Source organism: Microbacterium foliorum (assembly GCF_006385575.1).
GTDB lineage: Bacteria > Actinomycetota > Actinomycetes > Actinomycetales > Microbacteriaceae > Microbacterium > Microbacterium foliorum_B.
The window spans coordinates 824,830-846,708 of sequence record NZ_CP041040.1 but is presented as its reverse complement, the minus strand read 5'-3'; the positions used below and the strand labels follow the sequence as shown (position 1 = coordinate 846,708).

General features: G+C 67.4%; 18 protein-coding genes. 4 read left to right on the top strand and 14 right to left on the bottom strand.

Annotation, left to right across the window (positions count from 1 at the left end; all coding sequences use genetic code 11):
- Window positions 1-9 precede the first annotated feature (9 nt).
- From rpoB to FIV50_RS04075, 5 genes are all read right to left on the bottom strand, one after another.
- Window positions 10-3,513: a DNA-directed RNA polymerase subunit beta gene (gene rpoB / locus FIV50_RS04095; protein WP_140036324.1), complete on the bottom strand. Its 3,504-nt coding sequence runs from the start codon at window positions 3,511-3,513 to the stop codon at window positions 10-12.
- Window positions 3,514-3,743: 230 nt separating this feature from the next.
- The gene (locus tag FIV50_RS04090; protein ID WP_140036323.1) at window positions 3,744-5,450 is read right to left on the bottom strand and encodes an ABC transporter ATP-binding protein; all 1,707 of its coding nucleotides are present in this window, start codon (window positions 5,448-5,450) and stop codon (window positions 3,744-3,746) included.
- Complete coding sequence (locus FIV50_RS04085; protein WP_140036322.1) at window positions 5,447-6,412, bottom strand: ABC transporter permease; 966 nt, start codon at window positions 6,410-6,412, stop codon at window positions 5,447-5,449. The genes FIV50_RS04090 and FIV50_RS04085 overlap by 4 nt, the downstream gene beginning before the upstream one ends.
- Window positions 6,413-6,446: 34 nt before the next feature.
- A complete protein-coding gene (locus tag FIV50_RS04080) occupies window positions 6,447-7,451 on the bottom strand; it encodes an ABC transporter permease (RefSeq protein WP_140036321.1) in 1,005 nt (334 codons plus the stop codon).
- Between the two features lie 86 nt (window positions 7,452-7,537).
- Window positions 7,538-9,211: an ABC transporter substrate-binding protein gene (locus FIV50_RS04075; protein ID WP_140036320.1), complete on the bottom strand. Its 1,674-nt coding sequence runs from the start codon at window positions 9,209-9,211 to the stop codon at window positions 7,538-7,540.
- Between the two features lie 167 nt (window positions 9,212-9,378).
- Between FIV50_RS04075 and FIV50_RS04070 the strand changes: the two genes are divergently transcribed.
- Window positions 9,379-10,299 (top strand): sugar kinase, encoded by a 921-nt coding sequence (locus FIV50_RS04070; RefSeq protein WP_140036319.1) that lies wholly within the window; start codon window positions 9,379-9,381, stop codon window positions 10,297-10,299.
- A 73-nt stretch (window positions 10,300-10,372) separates the two neighbouring features.
- Here FIV50_RS04070 and FIV50_RS04065 read toward each other — a convergent pair whose 3' ends face one another.
- The 5 genes from FIV50_RS04065 to FIV50_RS04045 are packed head-to-tail and all read right to left on the bottom strand — an operon-like array spanning window position 10,373 to window position 15,876.
- Window positions 10,373-11,239 carry a MurR/RpiR family transcriptional regulator gene (locus tag FIV50_RS04065; protein WP_140036318.1) on the bottom strand — a complete coding sequence of 289 codons (867 nt, stop codon included), beginning with the start codon at window positions 11,237-11,239 and terminating at the stop codon, window positions 10,373-10,375.
- A 14-nt stretch (window positions 11,240-11,253) separates the two neighbouring features.
- A complete protein-coding gene (locus FIV50_RS04060) occupies window positions 11,254-12,765 on the bottom strand; it encodes a glycoside hydrolase family 3 protein (protein ID WP_140036317.1) in 1,512 nt (503 codons plus the stop codon).
- On the bottom strand, window positions 12,762-13,595 hold the full coding sequence (locus tag FIV50_RS04055; protein ID WP_140036316.1) for a carbohydrate ABC transporter permease: 834 nt from the start codon (window positions 13,593-13,595) through the stop codon (window positions 12,762-12,764). The genes FIV50_RS04060 and FIV50_RS04055 overlap by 4 nt, the downstream gene beginning before the upstream one ends.
- Window positions 13,592-14,569: a carbohydrate ABC transporter permease gene (locus FIV50_RS04050; protein ID WP_140036315.1), complete on the bottom strand. Its 978-nt coding sequence runs from the start codon at window positions 14,567-14,569 to the stop codon at window positions 13,592-13,594. The genes FIV50_RS04055 and FIV50_RS04050 overlap by 4 nt, the downstream gene beginning before the upstream one ends.
- A 14-nt stretch (window positions 14,570-14,583) precedes the next feature.
- Entirely contained in the window at window positions 14,584-15,876 is a 1,293-nt protein-coding gene (locus FIV50_RS04045) for a sugar ABC transporter substrate-binding protein (protein WP_140036314.1), read from the bottom strand.
- A 200-nt stretch (window positions 15,877-16,076) separates the two neighbouring features.
- Between FIV50_RS04045 and FIV50_RS04040 the strand changes: the two genes are divergently transcribed.
- From FIV50_RS04040 to FIV50_RS04030, 3 genes are all read left to right on the top strand, one after another.
- Complete coding sequence (locus tag FIV50_RS04040; RefSeq protein WP_140036313.1) at window positions 16,077-16,937, top strand: spermidine synthase; 861 nt, start codon at window positions 16,077-16,079, stop codon at window positions 16,935-16,937.
- A 111-nt stretch (window positions 16,938-17,048) separates the two neighbouring features.
- Window positions 17,049-17,576, top strand: coding sequence for a hypothetical protein (locus tag FIV50_RS04035; protein WP_140036312.1), 528 nt, complete (start codon window positions 17,049-17,051; stop codon window positions 17,574-17,576).
- 46 nt (window positions 17,577-17,622) lie between these two features.
- Complete coding sequence (locus FIV50_RS04030) at window positions 17,623-18,111, top strand: SprT-like domain-containing protein (RefSeq protein ID WP_140036311.1); 489 nt, start codon at window positions 17,623-17,625, stop codon at window positions 18,109-18,111.
- 86 nt (window positions 18,112-18,197) lie between these two features.
- Here FIV50_RS04030 and FIV50_RS04025 read toward each other — a convergent pair whose 3' ends face one another.
- The 4 genes from FIV50_RS04025 to FIV50_RS04010 all read right to left on the bottom strand — a co-directional run bounded on the left by FIV50_RS04025 (window position 18,198) and on the right by FIV50_RS04010 (window position 21,810).
- A complete protein-coding gene (locus tag FIV50_RS04025; RefSeq protein WP_140036310.1) occupies window positions 18,198-18,701 on the bottom strand; it encodes a DUF3054 domain-containing protein in 504 nt (167 codons plus the stop codon).
- Window positions 18,702-18,839: 138 nt separating this feature from the next.
- Window positions 18,840-19,496, bottom strand: a complete 657-nt coding sequence (locus tag FIV50_RS04020) for a 2-phosphosulfolactate phosphatase (RefSeq protein ID WP_140036309.1) — start codon at window positions 19,494-19,496, stop codon at window positions 18,840-18,842.
- A gap of 83 nt (window positions 19,497-19,579) precedes the next feature.
- The gene (locus FIV50_RS04015) at window positions 19,580-21,052 is read right to left on the bottom strand and encodes an ABC transporter permease (RefSeq protein WP_140036308.1); all 1,473 of its coding nucleotides are present in this window, start codon (window positions 21,050-21,052) and stop codon (window positions 19,580-19,582) included.
- A complete protein-coding gene (locus FIV50_RS04010; RefSeq protein ID WP_140036307.1) occupies window positions 21,049-21,810 on the bottom strand; it encodes an ABC transporter ATP-binding protein in 762 nt (253 codons plus the stop codon). The genes FIV50_RS04015 and FIV50_RS04010 overlap by 4 nt, the downstream gene beginning before the upstream one ends.
- Window positions 21,811-21,879: the final 69 nt, after the last annotated feature.

Here is a 21,879-nt window from a genome sequence, read left to right as displayed (position 1 = left end):
GCCTGAACCTTAGATCTCGTCGATCGAGGCGGCCTCGAAGCGGCTGGAGATGTTGATGCCGAGCTCTTCCGCAGCGCGGAAGGCCTCGTCGTCCGTGTCACGCAGGTTGACGAGCGTGCCGTCTGCCGAGAGGACCTCGACGTTCAGGCAGAGCGACTGCATCTCCTTCATGAGCACCTTGAAGGACTCGGGGATGCCGGGCTCCTGGATGTTCTCGCCCTTGACGATCGCCTCGTACACCTTGACGCGGCCGAGGATGTCGTCGGACTTGATCGTGAGGAGCTCCTGGAGCGCGTATGCGGCACCGTAGGCCTCGAGGGCCCACACCTCCATCTCACCGAATCGCTGGCCACCGAACTGCGCCTTACCACCGAGCGGCTGCTGGGTGATCATCGAGTACGGACCGGTCGAACGCGCGTGGATCTTGTCGTCGACCAGGTGGTGGAGCTTCAGGATGTACATGTAGCCCACCGAGATCGGCGCCGGGAACGGCTCGCCGGAGCGGCCGTCGAACATCTGGGCCTTTCCGGTGGAGTCGATCAGGCGGACACCGTCGCGAGTCGGGATGGTCGCGTCGAGGAGACCTGCGATCTCCTCCTCGCTCGCACCGTCGAACACCGGGGTGGCGACCTTGGTGCCGGGGGCGGCCTCGAAGGCATCCTTCGGGAGCTTCGCAGCCCACTCGGGGGTTCCCTCGACCTTCCAGCCCTGCTTCGCGATCCACCCGAGGTGGGTCTCGAGCACCTGGCCGAAGTTCATTCGACCCGGGATACCCAGCGGGTTCAGCACGATGTCGACCGGGGTTCCGTCCGCGAGGAACGGCATGTCCTCGATCGGGAGGATCTTCGCGATGACACCCTTGTTGCCGTGACGACCGGCGAGCTTGTCACCCTCGGTGATCTTGCGCTTCTGGGCGATGTAGACCACGACGCGGCGGTTGACGCCGGAGCCGAGCTCGTCGTCGCCGTCCTCGGCGTTGAACTCCTTGACGGCGATGATCGTGCCCTGCTCACCGTGGGGCACCTTCAGAGAGGTGTCACGGACCTCGCGGCTCTTCTCGTTGAAGATCGCGCGGAGCAGACGCTCCTCAGCCGACAGCTCGGTCTCGCCCTTCGGCGTGACCTTGCCGACGAGGATGTCGCCGGGGCGGACCTCGGCACCGATGCGGATGATGCCGCGCTCGTCGAGATCCTTCAGCAGCTCAGGGCTGACGTTGGGGAGATCACGGGTGATCTCCTCCTTGCCGAGCTTCGTGTCGCGGGCGTCGACCTCGTATTCCTCGATGTGGATCGAGGAGAGGGTGTCGTCCTTCACGAGGTCCTGGCTGAGGATGATCGCGTCCTCGAAGTTGTAACCTTCCCACGTCATGAACGCGACGAGGAGGTTCTTTCCGAGTGCCAGCTCGCCGTTCTCGGTGGCGGGGCCATCAGCGATGACCTCTCCGACCTCGACGCGGTCGCCCTCGTTGACGACGACCTTCTGGTTGTACGACGTGCCCTGGTTCGAGCGGTCGAACTTGCGCAGGTGGTAGTCCTGCGTTCCACCCTCGTCGAGCATGACGGTGACGCGGTCTGCGGAGACCTCGGTGACGACACCCGGCTTCTCAGCCGTGAGCACGTCGCCGGCGTCGATGGCGGTGTAGCCCTCCATACCGGTTCCGACGAGCGGCGAGTCGCTGCGCAGCAGCGGCACAGCCTGACGCTGCATGTTGGCGCCCATGAGCGCGCGCTGAGCATCGTCGTGCTCGAGGAACGGCACGAGCGAGGTCGCGACCGACACCATCTGGCGCGGCGAGACATCGATGTAGCCGATCTCCTCGGGGAGGAAGAGATCCACCTCACCGCTACCGCCCTTGGGACGTGCGAGGACGTGGCTCTCGCGGAAGCGACCGTTCTTGTCGAGCGGGGCGTTCGCCTGCGCGATGTTGAAGTCGACCTCTTCGGAAGCGGTCAGGTAATCGATGTGCTCGGTGACGATGCCACCCTCGACCTTGCGGTACGGGGTCTCGATGAAGCCGAACGAGTTGATGCGCGCGAAGGTCGCGAGAGCACCGATCAGACCGATGTTCGGGCCTTCAGGGGTCTCGATGGGGCACATGCGTCCGTAGTGCGACGGGTGGACGTCACGGACCTCGACACCTGCGCGGTCACGGCTCAGACCACCGGGGCCGAGAGCCGAGAGACGGCGCTTGTTGGTCAGACCCGCGAGCGGGTTGTTCTGATCCATGAACTGCGAGAGCTGCGAGGTTCCGAAGAACTCCTTGATCGCGGCGACGACGGGGCGCACGTTGATCAGGGTCTGCGGCGTGATCGCCTCGATGTCCTGCGTGGTCATGCGCTCGCGGACGACGCGCTCCATGCGGGAGAGACCGGTGCGGACCTGGTTCTGGATCAGCTCGCCGACCGCGCGGATGCGACGGTTGCCGAAGTTGTCGATGTCGTCGGTCGCGATGCGGATGTCGGCCTTCTTGCCCGAGCGGATGCCGGGGAAGGTCTCTTCCGTGCCTGCGTGCAGACGCACGAGGTACTTGATCGTCGCGACGATGTCCTGAACCGTGAGGACCGAGTCGGTCAGCGGGGCGTCGAGACCGAGCTTGTGGTTGATCTTGTAGCGACCCACCTTCGCCAGGTCGTAGCGCTTCGGGTTGAAGTAGAAGTTGTCGAGCAGCGCACGCGCAGCCTCGGCAGCGACCTGCTCGCCCGGACGCAGCTTGCGGTAGATGTCGCGGAGCGCGTCTTCCTTCGTGACGATGGTGTCCTTCGCGAGCGTCTCCTCGATCGAGGTGTAGCCGGCGAACTCCGTGAGGATCTCCTCGCTGGTCATGCCCAGCGCCTTGAGGAACACGGTGACCGACTGCTTGCGCTTGCGGTCGACGCGCACGCCGACCTGGTCGCGCTTGTCGATCTCGAACTCGAGCCATGCACCACGGCTCGGGATGACGCGCGCCGACACGATGTCCTTGTCGGACGTCTTGTCGGGGGTCTTGTCGAAGTAGACACCGGGCGAACGCACGAGCTGCGAGACGACGACGCGCTCGGAGCCGTTGATGATGAACGTTCCCTTGTCGGTCTGCAGCGGGAAGTCGCCCATGAAGACCGTCTGGGTCTTGATCTCACCCGTGAGGTGGTTCATGAACTCGGCCTCGACGTACAGCGGAGCGGCGTAGGTCTTGCCACGCTCCTTGCACTCCTCGATCGAGTACTTCTCCGGCTCGAGGTACGGGTTCGTGAACGACAGCTGCATCGTCTCGCCGAGGTCCTCGATCGGGGAGATCTCCTCGAAGATCTCGCCGAGGCCGCTGTTCTCGTTCACGTCTGTGCGGCCGGCCTTCTTGGCCTCTGCGACACGAGCCTTCCAGGCGTCGTTGCCGACGAGCCAGCCGAAGGATTCGGTCTGCAGAGCGAGAAGGTCAGGGACCGTCAGCGTATCGGAGATCTTGGCGAACGAAAGACGGGATGCTCCGCGTCCGTTCTTAGTGGTGGTGGTGGTGGATGCGTTGCGAGCAGCAGCCAAGGGAATAACCTCCGTGAGCCCCGCAGGGCTTCTCGATTCCTTTGTCGTCAGGTGAGTGTGCGCCCGGATGCTCAACGGAATGCCGACCACCATATGAGGGCAGGGAGAAGCGAGCGCAACTACCAACTATACGCAGGAACTTGCGACATGGCAAGCTCAATCCTTGACCTTCTTCGGATGCTGCGGTATTGGCACCCGAAGAAGGCCGAGAGGATCTTCCGCGGATCGCCTCAGGAGGCGATGTTGAGTTCGTTCCCCGGGATCGACGCCAGCAGACGCCGCGTGTACGGATCGCGAGGGTTCGTGAAGATCTCCTCCGACGAAGCCGCCTCGACGAGCGCTCCGTCCTTCATCACGCACACGTAGTCGCTGATCAGACGCACGACGGCGAGGTCGTGCGAGATGAACAGATAGCTGAGCCCGTATTCGGTCTGCAGGTCGCCGAGCAGCTTCAGGATCTGGTCCTGTACGAGCACGTCCAGCGCCGACACCGGCTCATCGCACACGATCAGATCGGGCGAGAGGGCGAGCGCTCGGGCGATCGCGACGCGCTGCCGTTGTCCGCCGGACAGCTCCGACGGATACCGCCGCAGCATGGACTGCGGCAGCGCCACGTCGTCGAGCAGCTGGCGGACGCGCTTGCGCCGGTCTGCACCACTCCCCCGCTTGTAGAAGTCGAGCGGCTCGGAGATCAGGCGCTCGATCGTGAACATCGGATTCAGGCTCGAGTACGGATCCTGGAAGATCGGCTGCACCCGCTGACGGAAGTCCTTCGTCTCCGCGCGGTCGAGGGAGGCGATGTCCTTCCCGCCGTATCGGATGAGGCCGCTCGTCGGCTCGATGATCTTCAGCAGCATCCGCGCCGTGGTGGTCTTGCCCGACCCGGACTCGCCCACGATCGCGACAGTCTCGCCCCGAGGGATCGCGAGGGAGACATCGTTGACGGCGACGAAGTCCTCCTTCTGCCCTCGAACCGGATACACCTTGGTGAGATGCTCGAACTCGACGATGTTGTCGGCCGCCGACACCCCGGGGGTGACAGCATCCGCCGTCGCCGGAGCATCCGCCTCGTCGGCGGGCCGTTGCTCGACGCGGAACGCCTCCGGCCGCAGGCGTGCCGCCGCGACCGAGGGGGCCGCTGCCACCAGCGACTGGGTGTACGGATGCTGCGGCGCCTCGAGGATCTGCTTCGCAGGCCCCTGCTCGACGACCTTGCCTCGGTGCATCACGACGACGCGCTCGGCCCGCTCGGCGGCGAGACCCAGGTCGTGCGTGATGAGCAGCACCGCGGTGCCGAGCTCGCGCGTCATCTGACCGATCTGGTCGAGGATCGTGTGCTGCACGGTGACGTCGAGCGCGCTGGTCGGCTCGTCCGCGATCAGCAGACGAGGCTTGCACGCCAGACCGATCGCGATCAGCGCCCGCTGCCGCATGCCGCCCGAGAACTCGTGCGGATACTGCTTCGCGCGGCGTTCGGGGTCGGGCAGGCCTGCGGCCGTGAGCGCCTCGACGACCTTCTCCTTCACGTTCTGCCGAGTGGCGAGACCGTGCGCGAGGAGAGTCTCGGCGACCTGGGTGCCGATCTTGGCGACCGGATTCAGGTTGGACATCGGGTCCTGCGGAACGAGGCCGATGTCACGCCCTCTGATCGTGCGCAGTTCGTTCTCGGAGGCACGCGTGATGTCACGGCCGTCGAGACGGATGCTGCCCGCGGCGACGCGACCGCCCCCGGCGAGCAGTCCGATGATGGCCATCGCGGTCGTCGACTTGCCCGACCCCGACTCCCCCACGATCGCGACGGTCTCGCCAGGGGCGATCTCGAGGTCGACGCCCTCGACGGCGTGCACGACGCCGTCCATGGTGGCGAAGTCGACGGCGAGGCCCTCGACCGACAGCAGGGGCGCGTCCGGCGCCCGGTTCTCTTTCGCAGCGTTCATCGTGCTCTCGTCCTCGGGTCCATGGCCTCGCGCAGAGCTTCACCGAACAGGGTGAAGCCGAGTGCGGTGACCGCGATGCAGATACCAGGTAGGAATGCCAGCCATGGCGCGATGGCGAGCTCTGCCTGCGCGTAGGTGAGCATGCGCCCCCACTCGGCCGTCTCGGGGCGACCGCCGCCGAGACCGAGGAACGACAGTGCAGCCGCATCGATGACAGCCGTCGCGAGCGTGAGCGTGCCCTGCACGATGACCGGGCCGATCGCGTTGGGCAGCACGTGCGACATCGTGATCTGCCCACGGCCGAGACCCAGTGTCTGGGCCGAGAGCACATAGTCGCTCGATCGCTGCTGCAGCATCGACGCGCGCAGCAGGCGCGCGAAGATCGGAACCTGCGATGCACCGATCGCGATCATCACCGCGAAGGGCGTCTGGCCCAGGATCGCGGCGATCGAGACGGCAAGCAGCAGGTTCGGCACCGAGAGGATGATGTCGACGATGCGCATGATGAGCGTATCGACCCATCCGCCGAAGGTGCCGGCGAGAAGCCCGAGGATCATTCCGCCGACCAGACCCAGTGCGGTGGAGATGACACCGATCAGCAGCGATGCCTGCGCACCCCAGATGAGCTTGGAGAGCACGTCGCCGCCGAAGCGGTCGAGGCCGAGAGGGAACTCGGGCAGCTCCCCTGGTCCTGGAATGTTCGTCGGAGTGATGTACTTCGCTCCGGGGAGCGCGGTCTCGGGGTACGGCGCGAGAATCGGAGCGAGCACGGACACCAGGATGAACACCAGGACGATGCCGGCGCCGATCCAGGCGGTGGGGTTGCGACGGAGGCGGCGGAACACGTCGCGCCAGAACCCGCCCGGCCCCTCCTTGAGGCCGGCCTGATTGACGGCGACGGTGTCGACGACCGAGCCGCTCGCTGCCGAGGGGCCTTGTGCGGGTGGGAGCGAGATGGTCATGACGCCACCCCCTTTCGGAGAACGAGACGGGCCATCACTGCACCCGCACTCTCGGATCGATGAAGCTGTATGACACGTCGACCGCCAGGTTGATCAGCGCGTAGGCGATCGCGATGAAGATGATGAATCCCTGGAGCACCGGGAAGTCCCGAGTGAAGATCGCCCTCGCGAGGAAGGAGCCGATGCCGGGGAAAGCGAACACCGTCTCGGTGAGCACCGCCCCCGAGATCAGGAGCCCGGTCTGCAGGCCGATGGTCGTGATCACCGGCAGCATCGCGTTGCGCAGGATGAAGCGACTGCGCAGCGTCGACGACCCGACGCCCTTCGCCCGACCGGTGCGCACATAGTCGGCGTTCTGAACCTCCAGAACGCTCGCCCTGGTGATGCGGACGATGATCGCGAGCGGGATCGTTCCGAGCGCGAGTGCCGGGAGCACCAGGTGCACGAGCGCATCCCACGAGGCGTCGAACTCCCCGGTGATGATGCCGTCCCAGACGTAGAACCCCGTCGGGTGGGTGGCATCTATCCGCGGATCCTGACGCCCGTCCGACGGCAGCCACCCGAGCTGCACCGCGAACACGTATTTCAGGATGAAGGCCAGGAAGAACACCGGGATGGTGATGCCGATGAGGCTCAGAACCACCGATGCATGGTCGGTGAACTTGCCGTGACGACGCGCGGCCCAGTACCCGAGCGGGATGCCGACGCCGATGGCGAAGATGAGCGCGACGACGCTCAGCTCGATCGTGGCCGGGAAGCGACGGAAGAACTCCTCCGTCACGGGCCGGTTGGTCTGGATCGATGTGCCGAAGTCGCCCTGCAGCAGGCGTCCGATCCAGATGAAGTACTGCTCGATGATCGGCTTGTTGAAGCCGTAGAGTTCGTTGACTCTGGCGATGGCGTCCGGAGTCGCCTTCTCGCCGAGAAGAGCGACGGCCGGGCCGCCTGGCAGGGCCCTGACCCAGGCGAACAGCAGGATGCTGAGGCCGATCAGTGTGGGAATGAGGAAAAGCAGTCGCCTGCCGATGGTGCGCAGCAAGAGGTCTCCGTTGATCAGAAGGTACGCCGGTCCCGGGCCTCCGCGGCGAGCGCGGAGACCCGGGTGGGCATCTCAGTCGGTCAGACCTACTCGGTGAGGACGATGTCCGTGAAGACCTCGTCGTTCACCGGGCTGGCGGGGTAGCTCTCGACGCGCGGGTCGAACGCCAGAGTCGGCGCCGGGTGCGCGAGCGGGACGCCGGGGATGAACTGCGCGACCATCTCGTTGATCTCCTCGTAGAGGGCCGTCTGGTCCTCGAGGTTGGAGACGCCACGGGCCTCGTTCAGCTTCTGGAACAGTTCGGGGTTGTCGAAGCCCCACTCAGAGCTCTGCTGTCCGAAGAAGACTCCGACGAAGTTGTCGGTGTCGTTGTAGTCGCCGGTCCAGCCGAGCAGGTGGATTCCGTGGTCGGCCGTGCCCGTCGTGCGGTCGAGGTACTCGACCCACTCCTCCGAGACCGGGGTGGTCTCGACGCCGACCTCGGCGAGCTGCGACGAGAGAACCGTGAAGATCTGCTCGGGGTCCGGCATGTACGGACGCGAGACGTTGACCGGGTAGTTGAAGGTGAGCTTCAGCGGGTTGGCCTCGTCGTAGCCGGCCTCTGCGAGCAGCGACTTGGCCTTCTCGGGGTCGTAGTCGTACGTCGTGACATCGGGGTTGTAGCCGTTGACGGTGTCGGGCACGAACTCGATCGCCTTCTCGGTGCCCTCGGGCAGGACCTGGCTGATCAGCGCGTCCTTGTCGACCGCGTACGAGAGCGCCTCACGGACCTTCGGGTCCTGCAGCTCGGGGATCGCCTGGTTGAACGCGAGGTACAGGATCGTGAACGGAGGACGCGACACCATGGTGAATCCGTCGTCCTCGAGCGCCTGAGTGTCGGCGGGGCCGACGAGGTCGTAGCCGTCGATCGAACCGGACTCGAGCGCCTGACGACGAGCCGTGGGGTCGTCGATGGTGCGGAAGATGATCTCGTCGATCTGGCCGGGCTCGCCCCAGTAGTCGCCGTACGCCTTGAGCGTGACCTGCTCGCCCGGTGCCCACTCGTCGAACTGGAAGGGGCCGGTGCCGACGGGGTGACCCATCGCGTACTCCGAAAGCACAGGAGCCTCGGCGGAGCCGCTCACGTCGTCGGCGCCGAACTCCTGCAGCGCCGAAGGGCTCTGCATCGAGAACGACGGCAGCGACAGCGACGCGACGAAGCCGGCGAACGGCTTGTTCAGGTCGATGGTGACGGAGTAGTCGCCGTCAGGGGTGCAGGACTTGTAGACGGCGTCCGACGGGCTGTCGGCGTAGCCCTTGAAGAGCTTGTTGTAGTAGTAGCCGAACGCCTCTGATGCGGCGAGGCCGGTCCAGTTGTACCAGCGGTCGAAGTTCGCGCACACTGCCTCGGCGTTGAACGGGGTGCCGTCGTGGAACGTGACGTCTTCCTTCAGGGTGAAGGTGTGACTCATGCCGTCTTCGGACGACTCCCACGACTCGGCGAGCAGCGGCGCCGGGTCGGCCGTGCCCGGCTCGGTGCCCACGAGGCCCTCGAACATCTGCCGCGAGACACGGAAGCTCTCGCCGTCCTGGGCGAATGCCGGGTCGAGGCTGGCCGGGTCGGAGGATGCGGCGAACACGAAAGTGCCGTCGACATCTCCGGCAGCCTCTCCGCTGTCGTCGCCGCGCTCGCTGGCGACGCATCCGGAGAGGACCAGTGCCGCGAGTGCGGCTCCGGTGACGGCGAGGAGTCCTCGCCGACGCATGACTGTGTGGTGCATTGTGTGACCTTCCTGTCGAGCGCTGCTGTGCGCATCCCGGAGACATCGTCGAATCCGGAACGGTGATGACTCGACGCTACCCAGTGCGCATACCGATGCAAACACCTCCAGGTTGCATTCCTGTTACGGATGTCCGGTGCCGGGGTCGATCCGGTAGCCTCCAGAACGTGCCCGACACATATCCCCTCGCCGTCTGCGTCGGCGAGGGTCTCGTCTCTTTCGTCCCCGCCACCGCCGCGCCCCTCGAAGACGTGCGCACCTTCCATCGGTCCCTCGCCGGTGCGGAGTGGAACACCGCGATCGCGCTGGCATCGGCGGGCATCCGCACCGCTGTCGTCTCTCGCGTGGGTGACGACGGCTTCGGGCGGTTCCTCACGTCCGAGCTGCGCAGGCACGAGGTCGACGATTCGGCCGTGGACGTCGACGTAGAGGCCCCCACCGGTCTCTACGTCAAAGAGCTGTCACCTCGCCCGGACGGCTCCATCGACGGGACGATGCACTACTACCGCTCGGGTTCGGCGGCCGCGGCACTGTCGCCCGCGACCTTCGAGTCTCCCGCAGCATCCGCTCTTCTGGCTCAGGCAGCTCTGGTGCACACCTCGGGAATCACGCCCGCCCTCTCGGATTCCGCTCGCGCAGCGCAGGATGCCCTGTTCGATGCGCCCCGCGACGGTCGACTGCTCAGCTTCGACGTGAACTGGCGCCCCGCACTCTGGCGCGGACGCGAAGATGAGGGGCGCGCACTGATCTCGGACTACGTCCGTCGCGCCGACATCGCGTTCTGCACTCGACCCGACGCGGAGTCGGTGTTCGGCACCGCCGAGCCGGATCGTCTGCGCGAGCTGTTCCCCGAGCCGAGGTATCTGATCGCCACGAGCCCCGACGGCGCCGTGGCGTTCGACGGAGCGGAGCGCACCGACAGCAGGTCGCTCGACGTCCCCGTCGTGGAATCCATCGGCGCGGGAGACGCGTTCGCCGCGGGGTTCCTCGCCGGCGTGCTGACCGGGCTCTCCCTCACGGGCAGCCTCGCCCGCGCGCACAGGATCGCAACGAGAGCGCTGGCCAGCACCCGCGATCACATCGACTGATCGCCGCTGGCGCCGCTCCCCCTGACATCGCAGTCACCCGCTGACGATCGCACGAGCGCCTCGGCGGCAGCTTCTAGCGATGGCGGCGGGACGCCGCAGCGTCGTGCGTGAGCTGCAGCGGGATGACCACGGGTTCGCCCCGGTGCTGCACGACGCGCACGAAGAGGATGTCGACCAGTGCCAGCTGCGCGATGCGGCTCGACATCGCCGCCATGCGGAACGGCGACTCCTGCGCATGTGTGATCAGCGCGATATCGGCCGCGAGCGCGAGCGTCGAGTCGGGGGCGCTCGTGATCGCCACGGACAGCGCGCCGGCGTCTCGGGCGATCTCGACGGCGCGGACGACCTCCTGAGTCTCTCCTCCATGAGAGAAGGCGATGACGACGTCGTCCGAGGTGCGCAGCGACGCCGTCGTGAGGGCGAGATGCGGATCGGCGGAGTGCGCGACCGAGCAGCCGATGCGCGCGAGCTTCTGCTGAAGGTCCTGGGCGGTCAACGACGAGGCCGCCTGGCCGAACAGATCGACGTGGCGGGCCGCCACGACGGCTCTCGCGACTCGGTCGAGTGCGTCGGCATCGAGCCCGAGCGCCGTCTTCTCGATCGCGTCGATCTCCTGAGCAGCGAGCTTCGCGGCGATCGCCGACGGCTCGTCGTCAGGGTCGATCGCCGTGGTGTCGAGACCGAAACGCGCCCGCTGCGCCTGGGCGAGCGTGACCGTGCGAGCGACCGCGACCCGCAGCTCGCGGTATCCGCTGAAACCGAGCGACTGCGCGAATCGGGCCACGGTCGACAGGGACGTGTGACAGAGCTGCGCGAGGTCGTTGATGGCGAGATCGACGACGAGCGTGGGGTCGCCGAGGATCGTCTCCGCGACCCGTGCTTCTGCAGCACTCAGTCGAGGAACGGATCGGCGCACCAGCGCGAGAACATCGTCGTCCACGGTGTCATCCTGCCTCAGTCGGCCCCACCTGCGCTGCCGGGCGTCTGATCGGCGCGGCGCGAGGGCCCGCCGGTCAGTCGATCTCTGGCGGCCTGGGCACCGATCCTGCTCGCGGACGCGACCTCCACGACGGCAAGCGGCAGCGGTCGCCGAGCCGCGAGCCCGACGTTGACCACGACCGCCTCGGGATCACGCACAGCGACGCGCTCGACCAGCGAGCGCTGCGCGTCGTCGGCGTCAGGCCGATCCAGGAGGATGACAGTCAAGCCCTCGGCCAGAACTGCTTGCTCGAGGACCGCGTCCTGCTCGTCGATCGACGTGCGCGCGACGTCGAGACGAACGCGGTGGCCGTCGGCGGCGAGCGTCTCAGCCACATACGCGGAGGCGCTGTCGACGGCGAGAGTCGAACGACGGCGGGCGTCGACGACCGCGAGCGCCTCGGCATCCGCTGTCGCACCGGTGATCGCTCGTCGGACGATCTCGGGTCCGTCGTAGTCGATGGGAGGCGCGGTCGCGGCACGGGCGTGGAGGGTCTCCACCAGACGTGTGACCCGCTGGGCTGCAGCGGCGAGTCGTTCTCTCGGCAGCGAGCCGTCGCTCACGGCCGCGAGGATCCCGTCGCGGGCGGCGAGGAAGTCTCGTCTGTCCTGATCGGGGACTGTCGCTTCGCCCCGGTTCGTGGGGTTGCCGATGCACAGCAGATCGGCGCCGGCCGCGAGGGCACGTGCGGCGCCCTGGCCGATGCCGACGGTCTCGCGGATGGCCGCCATGTCGAGGGCGTCCGTGATGATGACACCGTCGAAGCCCCAGTCGCGCAGCATCCCGAGCACGCGCGGATTCAGCGTCGCCGGCTCGTGCCCCCATGCGGGAACGACGATGTGCGCGGTCATGATGGCATCGACCCCCGCGGCGATCGCAGCACGGAACGGCGCGAGGTGCACGCGCTCGAACTCCTCGATGCCGAGCGAGATCTCGGGCAGCGCGTGGTGCGAATCCAGATGCGTGTCGCCGTGTCCGGGGAAGTGCTTGACGCACGCAGCGACCGCATTGCTCTGCAGACCGTCGACCGCCGCCTGCACGTGTCGGGCCACGAGTTCTTCGTCGCTGCCGAAGGACCGGACGCCGATCACGGGGTTTCGCGGATCCGTGTTCACATCGGCGACGGGCCCGAGCACCACGTTGGCTCCGATCGCCGCGACTCGTCGAGCAAGCTCGGCACCGGAATCCCTCGTCGCCTCGACATCGTCGACGATCCCGAGCTGGGCCGCCCCTGGGAGAGTGGACCCCGCCGTGGACTCGAGGCGCGTGACGTTGCCGCCCTCCTCGTCGATCCCGATCAGGGCGTCGGGATTCGCGCGAAGGATCTCGTCGCTCAGGGCAGACAGCCCGTCGCCGACGTTCTGGCTGAAGTACACCACGCCCGCCAGGCCGTCGTGCAGCTCGGCGAGAAGCCAGTCGGGTGCCTCGGTGCCGAGGAAGCCCGGCCAGAGCACCGCATTCGCGAGGCGCCTGAGCTCGTCGGTCATCCCTTCACCGCTCCGGCGACCATGCCGGCCGAGAGGCGACGCTGCACGATCACGAAGAAGATCATGACGGGGATGGTGATGATCGTCGACGCGGCCATGATGCTGCCCCAGTCGTTGGAGTGCAGGCCGAAGAACGACTTCAGACCGATCGACACCGTGTACTGGTCGGTCGCGCTGCCGAGGATCGTCATGGCGAAGATGAACTCGTTCCACGCCGTGATGAAGCTGAAGATGCTCGTGGCCACGAGGCCGGGCATCACGAGCGGCAGCAGGATCGAGCGGAACATCCGCCACCAGCTGGCGCCGTCGATGTACGCGGCCTCTTCGAGCTCGACCGGAACCGCGGCGACGAATCCGCGCAGCATCCAGATTCCGAAGGCGAGTGAGAGCGCGACGTACACGACCATCAGACCGAGGATGCTGTTGAGCAGCCCCAGACTCTTCACCTGCAGGAACAGCGGGATGACGAGGGCCTCGAGCGGAACCATCTGCACGATGAGGATCATCATGAGGATGGTGGTGCGGAACTTGAAGCGGAAGCGCGCGACGGCGACCGCCGCGAGCAGGCATACGAGCGCACTGACGAGCACCGTGACGAGGGCCACGATCGCGGAGTTGCGCAGATAGGTGCCGAAGCCGCCGTCGGTGAGCACGTACGCGAAGTTGTCGAACGTGAACTCCTGCGGGAGCAACGACTGCCCACCGCTGGAGGCCTTGCCGTCGAGGGCGCTGGAGACCATCCAGTACACGGGGAACAGCGTGAAGATCAGGACGGCGGCGATCGCGATGCCGGTGCCGAGGCGCGACATGGCGGACGGGCGGGGATTCACAGCTCGTCCTCCTTCATGAGGGAACGGATGTACACGATCGTGATGCCGATCAGCACGAGGGTGAGCAGCACGGCGAGGGCGGCTCCGAAGCCGTAGCGGTTCTGGCCGAAGGATTCGACATACGACCAGACGCCGAGGTTGAGCACCGATCGGTTGCCTCCCCCACCGCCGGGCATCAGATAGACCTGCGCGAAGACCTTGAAGTCCCAGATCGTCGACAGGATGATGACGACCGAGAAGACGGGCTTGAGCGTCGGGAAGATGATCTTCCAGAAGCGCATCCAGGCGTTGGCCCCGTCGAGTGCTGCGGCCTCGAGCATCTCCTTCGAGACGCCGAGGAGACCGGCGAGCACCGTGATCGCCACGAACGGGAAGCCGTGGTGCACGACGTTGAGCAGCACGATCGCGTAGAACGACCACTGGTTGGTGAACCAGTTGACCGGCTCGTCCATCAGGCCGAGGTTCTGCAGGGTGGTGTTGAAGATGCCTCGGTCGGCATCGAAGATGAACGTCCAGACGTAGGTGCCGGTCACGGCGGGCATGGCCCACGCGACCATGATGCAGCTCGAGACGATGGTGCGCCAGACCGTGCCCAGCTTCGCGAGCAGCAGCGCGACCAGCGTGCCGACCGCCACGGTGACGAACACGGCGACGGCTGCGAATCCGACGGTGTTGGGCAGGACGACGGCCCAGAGTGTCGGGTTGGTGAGCGCCTCGACGTAGTTGTCGACGCCGATCCAGTTGTTCTCGCCGGTGTTGATCTCGCGCAGACCGTAGTCCTGCAGCGAGAAGATGAACACCTGGATGAGCGGCCAGAGCATGAGCACCGCGAGGATGACCAGCCCGGGAGCGAGAAGAAGCCAGGGACGGGCCGTGAGCAGCGAGAGTCCTCGCCGCCGGGGCTGGCCGCCGGCCACGGAGGCGGAGGTGGACTCCGCCTTCGTGGCCGGCAGTGGCGCTTGCACCATCGACATGAAGGGATACAGCCTTACTTGTTGAGCAGCTCGGTCATCTCGACTGCGGCATCCTTCGTCGCCGTGGCGACGTCCTTCTGCCCGCCGAGGATCGCCTGGATCATCGAGTTGGTGGTCTTCTTCGCCTGGACGGCTCCGAAGTTCGGGGTGACGGGCACGGATGCGCCGCCCTCGACCATCTGCTGCGCGAACGGGGCGACGAGCGGGTCGGTCGAGGCGAGAGCCTCTTCCATCGCCGACTGGACACCGGGGAAGTAGCCGGTCTCGTCAGCCCACTGCTCGGCGAACTCTCCGGTGGTCATCAGCTTGACGAACTCCCACGCGAGGTCGGCGTTCTCCGTCGTGTTGAAGACCGACAGGTGCGAGCCTCCGAGCACGGACGGAGCGATTCCGCCGTCCTCACCGGGGATCACGGCTGCGCCGATCTTGCCCTCGAGCTCGGGGTTCGCCTCGATCAGCGCCTTCGGGGTCCACGATCCCGAGAGCATCATGGCGACGTTCCCCTGAGTGAACGAGTCACGGAGATCGGTCTCCTTCCACGTCGTGGCACCGGCGGAGGAGAAGCCGTGCTCGGTCGCGAGTCCGGTGTAGAACTCGATGCCGGCCTGCGACTCGTCGCTGTCGAGCTCGCTCGTCCAGGTCTCGCCGTCGAGGGTGGCGACCTCGCCGCCCGCGCCCCAGACCCAGGGGTACACCTGGAACTCGGCGTCGCCCGCGACGGGGAACGGCAGCATGTCGGGCTTTGCGGCCTTGATCGCCTCACCGGCGGTGACGATGTCGTCCCACGTCTTCGGAGCCTCGAGACCGAGCTCCTCGAAGACATCGGTGCGGTAGACGATCGAGCGGACACCGGCGTACCACGGCATGCCGTACAGCTCTTCGTCATAGGTGCCGGCGACCGCGAGGCCCTCGACGAGGTCGTCGCGCAGGCCGTCTTCCGCGTCGACGTACTCATCGAGCGGCTCGAGCGCGCCTGCGTCCGCGAACTCCGCCGTCCAGGTGGTGCCCGTCTCGGCGATGTCGGGCGTCGTGCCGCCCGCGATCGACGTGACGAAGCGGTCATGAGCATCCGCCCACTGGATCTCTTCGATCTTGACCGTGGCTCCGGTCTCGTCTTCGAAGGCGCTCGACACCTCGTCGTAGAACGCGGTCGCGTCGGGGTTCGTGCCCTTCATGATCCAGACGGTGAGCTCCTGGCCCTCTCCGTCGACGGCTCCGCCGGTGGCTGCTCCGTCACCGGCACAGGCCGCCAGGCCCAGTGTGGCCGCGGCGCCCAGCGCCACGACCGGAAGAATGCGCTTGTGCATCAGGGATCTCCTCTTTGAACGTCCTGGCGGCATCGGGTGCCTACCACGTAGGAAAAAGTATTCATCACTAACTAATTCCCTGCAAGTTATTCTCGGAAACGTCATCCGGCCGTAACATCGGCCTCGGCGAGCAGGCTCGCGGCGCCTCCGGGGCTCTTGCCCGGAGGTCTCAGAGCGCGGTGAGCGCGTAGTCTCGGAGCATGGGCAGGACGCGAGCGAAGGACACCGAGCACCCGCAGGCCCGTCTCGACCACGGAGGCACCGCCCGCATCGTGCCGTCGGAGTTCACCACCGGCTTCGAGCTCATCGTCGACGACACCCCTCAGTCGCACGTCGACCTCGATGACCCCACGCACCTGCACTTCGAGTACATCGTGCGCATGGGCGCCGTGATCGACCAGCTCGCGGAAGGGCCTCTCACCGCGGTGCACCTCGGAGCGGGAGCGCTGACGATCCCCCGCTACATCGAGGCCACACGGCCGGGTTCGCGGCAGCAGGTGATCGAGCTCGAGGCCCCGCTGGCCGCACTCGTGCGCGAGCACCTTCCGCTGCCGAGAGGCGCGTCGATCAGGGTGCGCATCGGTGACGCCCGCGAGGGTGTCCGCCGTCTTCCGTCGGCCATCGTCGGCAATTGCGATCTGGTGGTGTCCGACGTGTACTCGGGTGCCCAGACGCCCGCCCACCTCACCAGCATCGAGTTCTACAGCGAACTCGCCGAGCTTCTCGCACCCGGAGGCGTGCTGCTCGTGAACGTCGCCGACGGCCCCGGCCTCGCCTTCGCGCGGCGTCAGGTCGCGACGATCGCCGAGGTGCTGCCCGAGATCGGCGTCCTCGCCGATACGCAGGTGCTGAAGGGCCGCAGGTTCGGCAACCTCGTGATCGCGGCCTCGGCCGCTCCCCTGCCGAGCGAATGGCTGCCACGGATACTGGCCGCCGGACCCCATCCTGCGAAGATCGCCCAGGGCGCCGAGGCGACCGCCTTCGTGCAGGGCGCACGCGTGGTCACGGACGCGGATGCCGTGGCCTCCCCCCGCCCGGATGCCTCGCTGTTCCTTCGCTGAGCGTTCTGATCTCGCGGATCACGATCCGGATGCGGCGCCGTGGGGCGTGCCGCCCCGACGACGGCGCCGTCGCGAGGCACACTTGACGGGGGACGCTGCGGAAGGAGAGCAATGAGTTTCATCCAGGGATACGACCAGGAGAGCCTTCGCGAGCTGGTCGACCTCGGTGAATGTGCCGCGCGGCTGGAGGAGATCGAGAGTCAGCGGAGCCTTCCGGCTCTGCTGGAGCGGGTCTGGCTGCTGAAGGTCCTCGACCGTCTCGACGAAGCGCTCCCCCTCGCCGACGAAGCCGTGCGCCAGTCGCGCATGGCAGGTACGCGCAAGGACGTCCTGCGTGCCCGAGTGCTGCACGCCACGATCCTGCAGTACCGCGGCGCACACGCCGCCGCCGCACAGGAGCTCGCCACGTGCGCCGCGGAGGCGGAAGGGCAGCGCTGGGTCTCGATCGCGGCGTTCGCGCATCACCACCACGGCAAGAACGCCTACGAAGCCGGTGACTACGAGACTGCCCGCGAGAGCTTCAAGCAGTCTCTGTTCCTGCGCCGTGAAGCGGGAGCCCAGGACCGGGAGCTCGAGACGGTGCTGCTCGCGATCGAAGCGGCCGAACGGCGCCGTACGACGCAGCTCGTCGCCGGCTGACATCCTGTTGAGCGGCGATGTCGGCGGTATGGCCTAGCCTGATCGCATGGCGGAACTTGACCGGGTGCGCGTCTGGGGCGAGGCACTGATCACGATGCACCTCGACGACAGCTGGTCGTTCGGCTTCGACCATGCCAAGCGTCGAGCGGGGCAGTGCGACTACACGAAGAAGCGCATCACCGTGTCCCGATATCTGGCGGCTCGGTTCGAGGACGACGAGATCCATCAGGTGCTGCTGCACGAGGTGGCGCATGCGCTCGCCGGTCACGAGGCTGCCCATGGCGCGACCTGGAAGCGCGTGGCCCGCGACCTGGGCTATGTCGGTGGAACGACACATCATGGCGAGACGGCGGTCGAGCTCGCGCCGTGGGTCGGTCGGTGCCCCGCCGGTCACGTCACCTACCGTCACCGGCGCCCGTCGCGCGCGACGTCGTGCGCGCGATGCTCTCGCTCGTACGACGCCCGCTACCTCTTCGACTGGACACGTCGCGAGATCACGGCCGACACGAGGCTCGCCGCCCAGATGTCGCGCTGACAGCCCACCGGCGCGCTGCGAGGTCAAGAACGCTCGGCACGCGACCGGTACGGATGCGAAATCGACCCCGCACCCGCCCGCCGCGGTCAGCGCGGTTGCGGGCCCGTTTCGGGATCAGTCTCAGGAGCCGACTCCGCCTGTGACCGCTCCTCGTCGGGAACCGCATCGTCGGCGCTCTCGTCGTCTGCCACGTCGGCAGATCCCTCGTGTACCGGACTGTTGTCGCTCGGACGTCCCGCGCGCCTGCGCAGGACTGCTGCCACGGCTCGCCAGCCGACGAGGAAGACTCCGAGCACGAGTGTCGTGACGATGATGAACGCGATCTGAGCGGTATCCCCCGCTGCGACCCGCAACAGGAGTCCGCCGGCGACCGTGACCGCCCAGACGACGGCGCCCCAGACCAGCGACCACGGACGACGCGGCCTCGCCGGCAGCAGCGCGGCCACGACGTGACCCACCAGCAGCGCGACGAGGAAAGGCCAGGCGGTGACCAGGAACCCACCCGGGCTCTCACCGTGCGAGGCACGGCCGATCACGGCGAAGACGAGCACCAGGACGGCATCGACGATGAAAGCGGGGACGAACCTCATGCCACGACCCTACGTCGCGAGTGCCGAAACCCGCGCCGAGTGCACGGCCTGTTGCCGACCGCGCTGCGAGTCGACGTCGGCGAGACGCTCCATCGCGGGGTTCCGGCGATTCCGTCGCTGCGAGCCTGGCCGAACGGGTCAGTCGAACGCGACGAAGACGCCGTCGCGCAGCACGGGCACGACATCGAGGGCATCGAGCTCGGCGGCGCTCGACGGCGTCGTCGGGACGACGCCGGATGCCCGCATCCGATCGGTCGCTGCGACCCCCTCGGCGAGCTCGCGTGCCGACCCGCTGGCGCTGACCATGTGGCGCAGCGCCCGCTTCAGCGCTCGGAACCCCTCGGCCGCCACGGCCGCATCGGGCGCGGTGTGGTCGATGCCGAGATCGGTCAATGCGGCGACGATCGCTCCGGCCCCCAGGTGGTCTTCGACTGCGAACCGCACCGCGCCGTCGGCGTCGGCTTCGCCCGCCGCGATCACGTTCACCGAGGTGCGCGCCTGATTGCGATCCTGCAGTGTCGCGATCGCTCGCGCCACCGCCGAGGCGTTGCGGAGACTTCCGACCAGCACCACGGCCTCACCGGCGCGGGCGGCGACCGCTGCGCCGTTGCGAGACCACACCCGTGCGTCGTCGAGCGAGACCGCGGACCCGGATGCGACGGCGTCTGCCACGGTCGATGAGAAACGGAGCACGTCGACGACCACGACGACATCGGCGGGTGCGAGGCGGTCGAGTCCATCGACACCCCACTCGAGGCGCACCTGATAAGTGGACTGGTCGAACGGAGACGGCATCCGTCCAGCCTAGAACGACCGGATGCGCCAGAACGCCCCGATGACCGATTGGGTCACGGGGCGTTCTGGGCGCACGGCCGCCGTCAGTTTGCGGCGAGTGCGTCGACCGGAGCGACCCGGGTGGCGAGACGGGTCGGCGTCGCAGCGGCGACCAGGGTCAGCACAGCGGTCGCCGCGACGATGATGACGACGGGCAGCCACGGCACGTGAGGCGCCACGAGCCCTGCGGGCTCGAAGTCGGGCAGGGTCGGCACGGATCCGAGCAGAGACTGCGCCGCGATCCATCCGTAAGCAATGCCCAGGATCAACCCGGTCAGCGTCGCGGCCACCGTGATGTGCGCGGCCTCCAGCAGCACCATGCGACGCACCTGCCCGTTGGACAGTCCGATCGAGCGGAGGAGCCCGAGCTCGCGGCGACGCTGCACGACGCCGATGGTCAGCAGGTTGACCAGGCCGACCGCGGCGATCACCGCCGTCACGGCGACGAGCACCATCATCACCGACGCGAAGGCGTCGAACGGTGTGAAGAACTCGGCGGGCGTCTCGCCCTCTACCTGACCGATCAGCATCTGCTTGACCGATTCGAGCGCGACGGCGAACATCGTGACGAGCGTGACCCCCATCACCACACCGATCGCCATGCGCGACGAGCGCTCCGGATAGCGCAGAGCATTCTCGGCCGCGAGCCGTGCGGTGGCGCTCGATCCGAACATCCGCCCGACCAGTCGCAGCACGGGTGGCATGAAGAGCACCGATCCGAGCGCGAGTCCCGTGAACGACAGCAGCCCGCCGAAGAAGGCCACGACCACCCCGAGCGGATGCGCGAGACCCACGGCGACGCCTGCCGCCAGCAGGGCGGTGCCGGCGACCAGCAGCACCCATGCGCCGATGTGACGCCCGGGGCGCGACATCTCTTCGTGGCTGCGCTCGACCGAGCCGCCGATCGCCTGCAGCGGTGTGACGGTGAGCACGCGTCTGGATCCCGCCCAGGCTGCAGCCCAGGTGGTGAGAGCGACGCCGATCACGGGCAGGGCGATGAACGGCTGGGCGAGGGTGAACCCGGTCGGCAGGTTCTCGATCAGTCCGGATCCGATCTGTACGCCGACAGCCGCGATCGCGAGACCCGCGAGTAGGCCCAGTGCCGCACCGATCGCGCCGACAACGAGGCCCTGCCTGCCGACCTCCGCGCGCTGCGACCGTGCGGTCGCGCCGATGAGGCGCATCAGTGCGATCTGACGCGTGCGCCCGGCGATGATCGTCGAGAAGGTGTTGGCGGTGACGATCGCCGCGACGTACATCGCGACGCCCGTGAGGAGTACCGAGAGCAGCCCGACCACGAATGCGAGGGTCTCGCTGTCGCCGATGAACGGGTCGGCCTGCAGCACCGCTCCGAGGTAGGCCGCGGTCTCGACCAGCACCACTCCGAAGGCCGCCGAGAGCGTCGCGACGAGGACGCTGGCACCCATCCCTCGGTCGCGCAGCCAGGCCAGGCGCGGACCGGTCGCGGAGGTCTGCGCGACGACCGTGCGGGTCGGGGAGTCGATGACGGCGCTCATGCCGCGACCTCGGCGGCGAGCATGTAGGCCGAGATCTGCTCAGCGCTCTGACGCGGGTGATCGGCGACGATCCGCCCGTCGCCGAGGAACAGCACCCGGTCGGCGTAGCTCGCCGCGATCGCGTCGTGCGTGACCATCGCGATCGACTGCCCGTGCTCGCGGCTCGCGGTCGCGAGCAGCTGCAGCACCTCGCGTCCGGTCTTCGAGTCGAGGTTTCCGGTCGGCTCATCGGCGAAGACCAGGTCGGGTGCCGTGGCGAGCGCACGGGCGATCGCGACGCGCTGCTGCTGGCCGCCCGACAGCTGATGCGGTCGGTGCTGCAGCCGTGAGCCGAGCCCGAGGGTCTCGATCAATCCATCGATGCGCGCCTTCTCGATCGCGCTCGGTCGGCGTCCGTCGAGCTCGAACGGCAACATGATGTTGCCGAGGGCAGTGAGCGTCGGCACGAGGTTGAACGCCTGGAAGATGAATCCGACTCGACGCCGGCGAAGGATAGTCAGGTCGAGATCTCCGAGTTCCGTGATCTCGGTGTCGCCGATCCAGCTCCTCCCCTGCGTCGGGGTGTCGAGGCCGGCCATGATGTGCATGAGCGTGGACTTTCCCGAACCGGACGGACCCATGATGGCGGTGAACTGCCCGCGGCGGATGCCGACGCTGACGTCGTCCAGCGCGTGGACGGTGCCCTCGCCGGCGCCGTAGGTCTTCGTGAGGTGCTGGACGCGGGCTGCGAGCCCGAGGTCGGTGGTCGTGATCTCCATGCCTTCGACGCTACGGACGGCGGGTGTGCCACCGCGTCGCCCTGACGGCGCATCCGTCTACATCGCAAG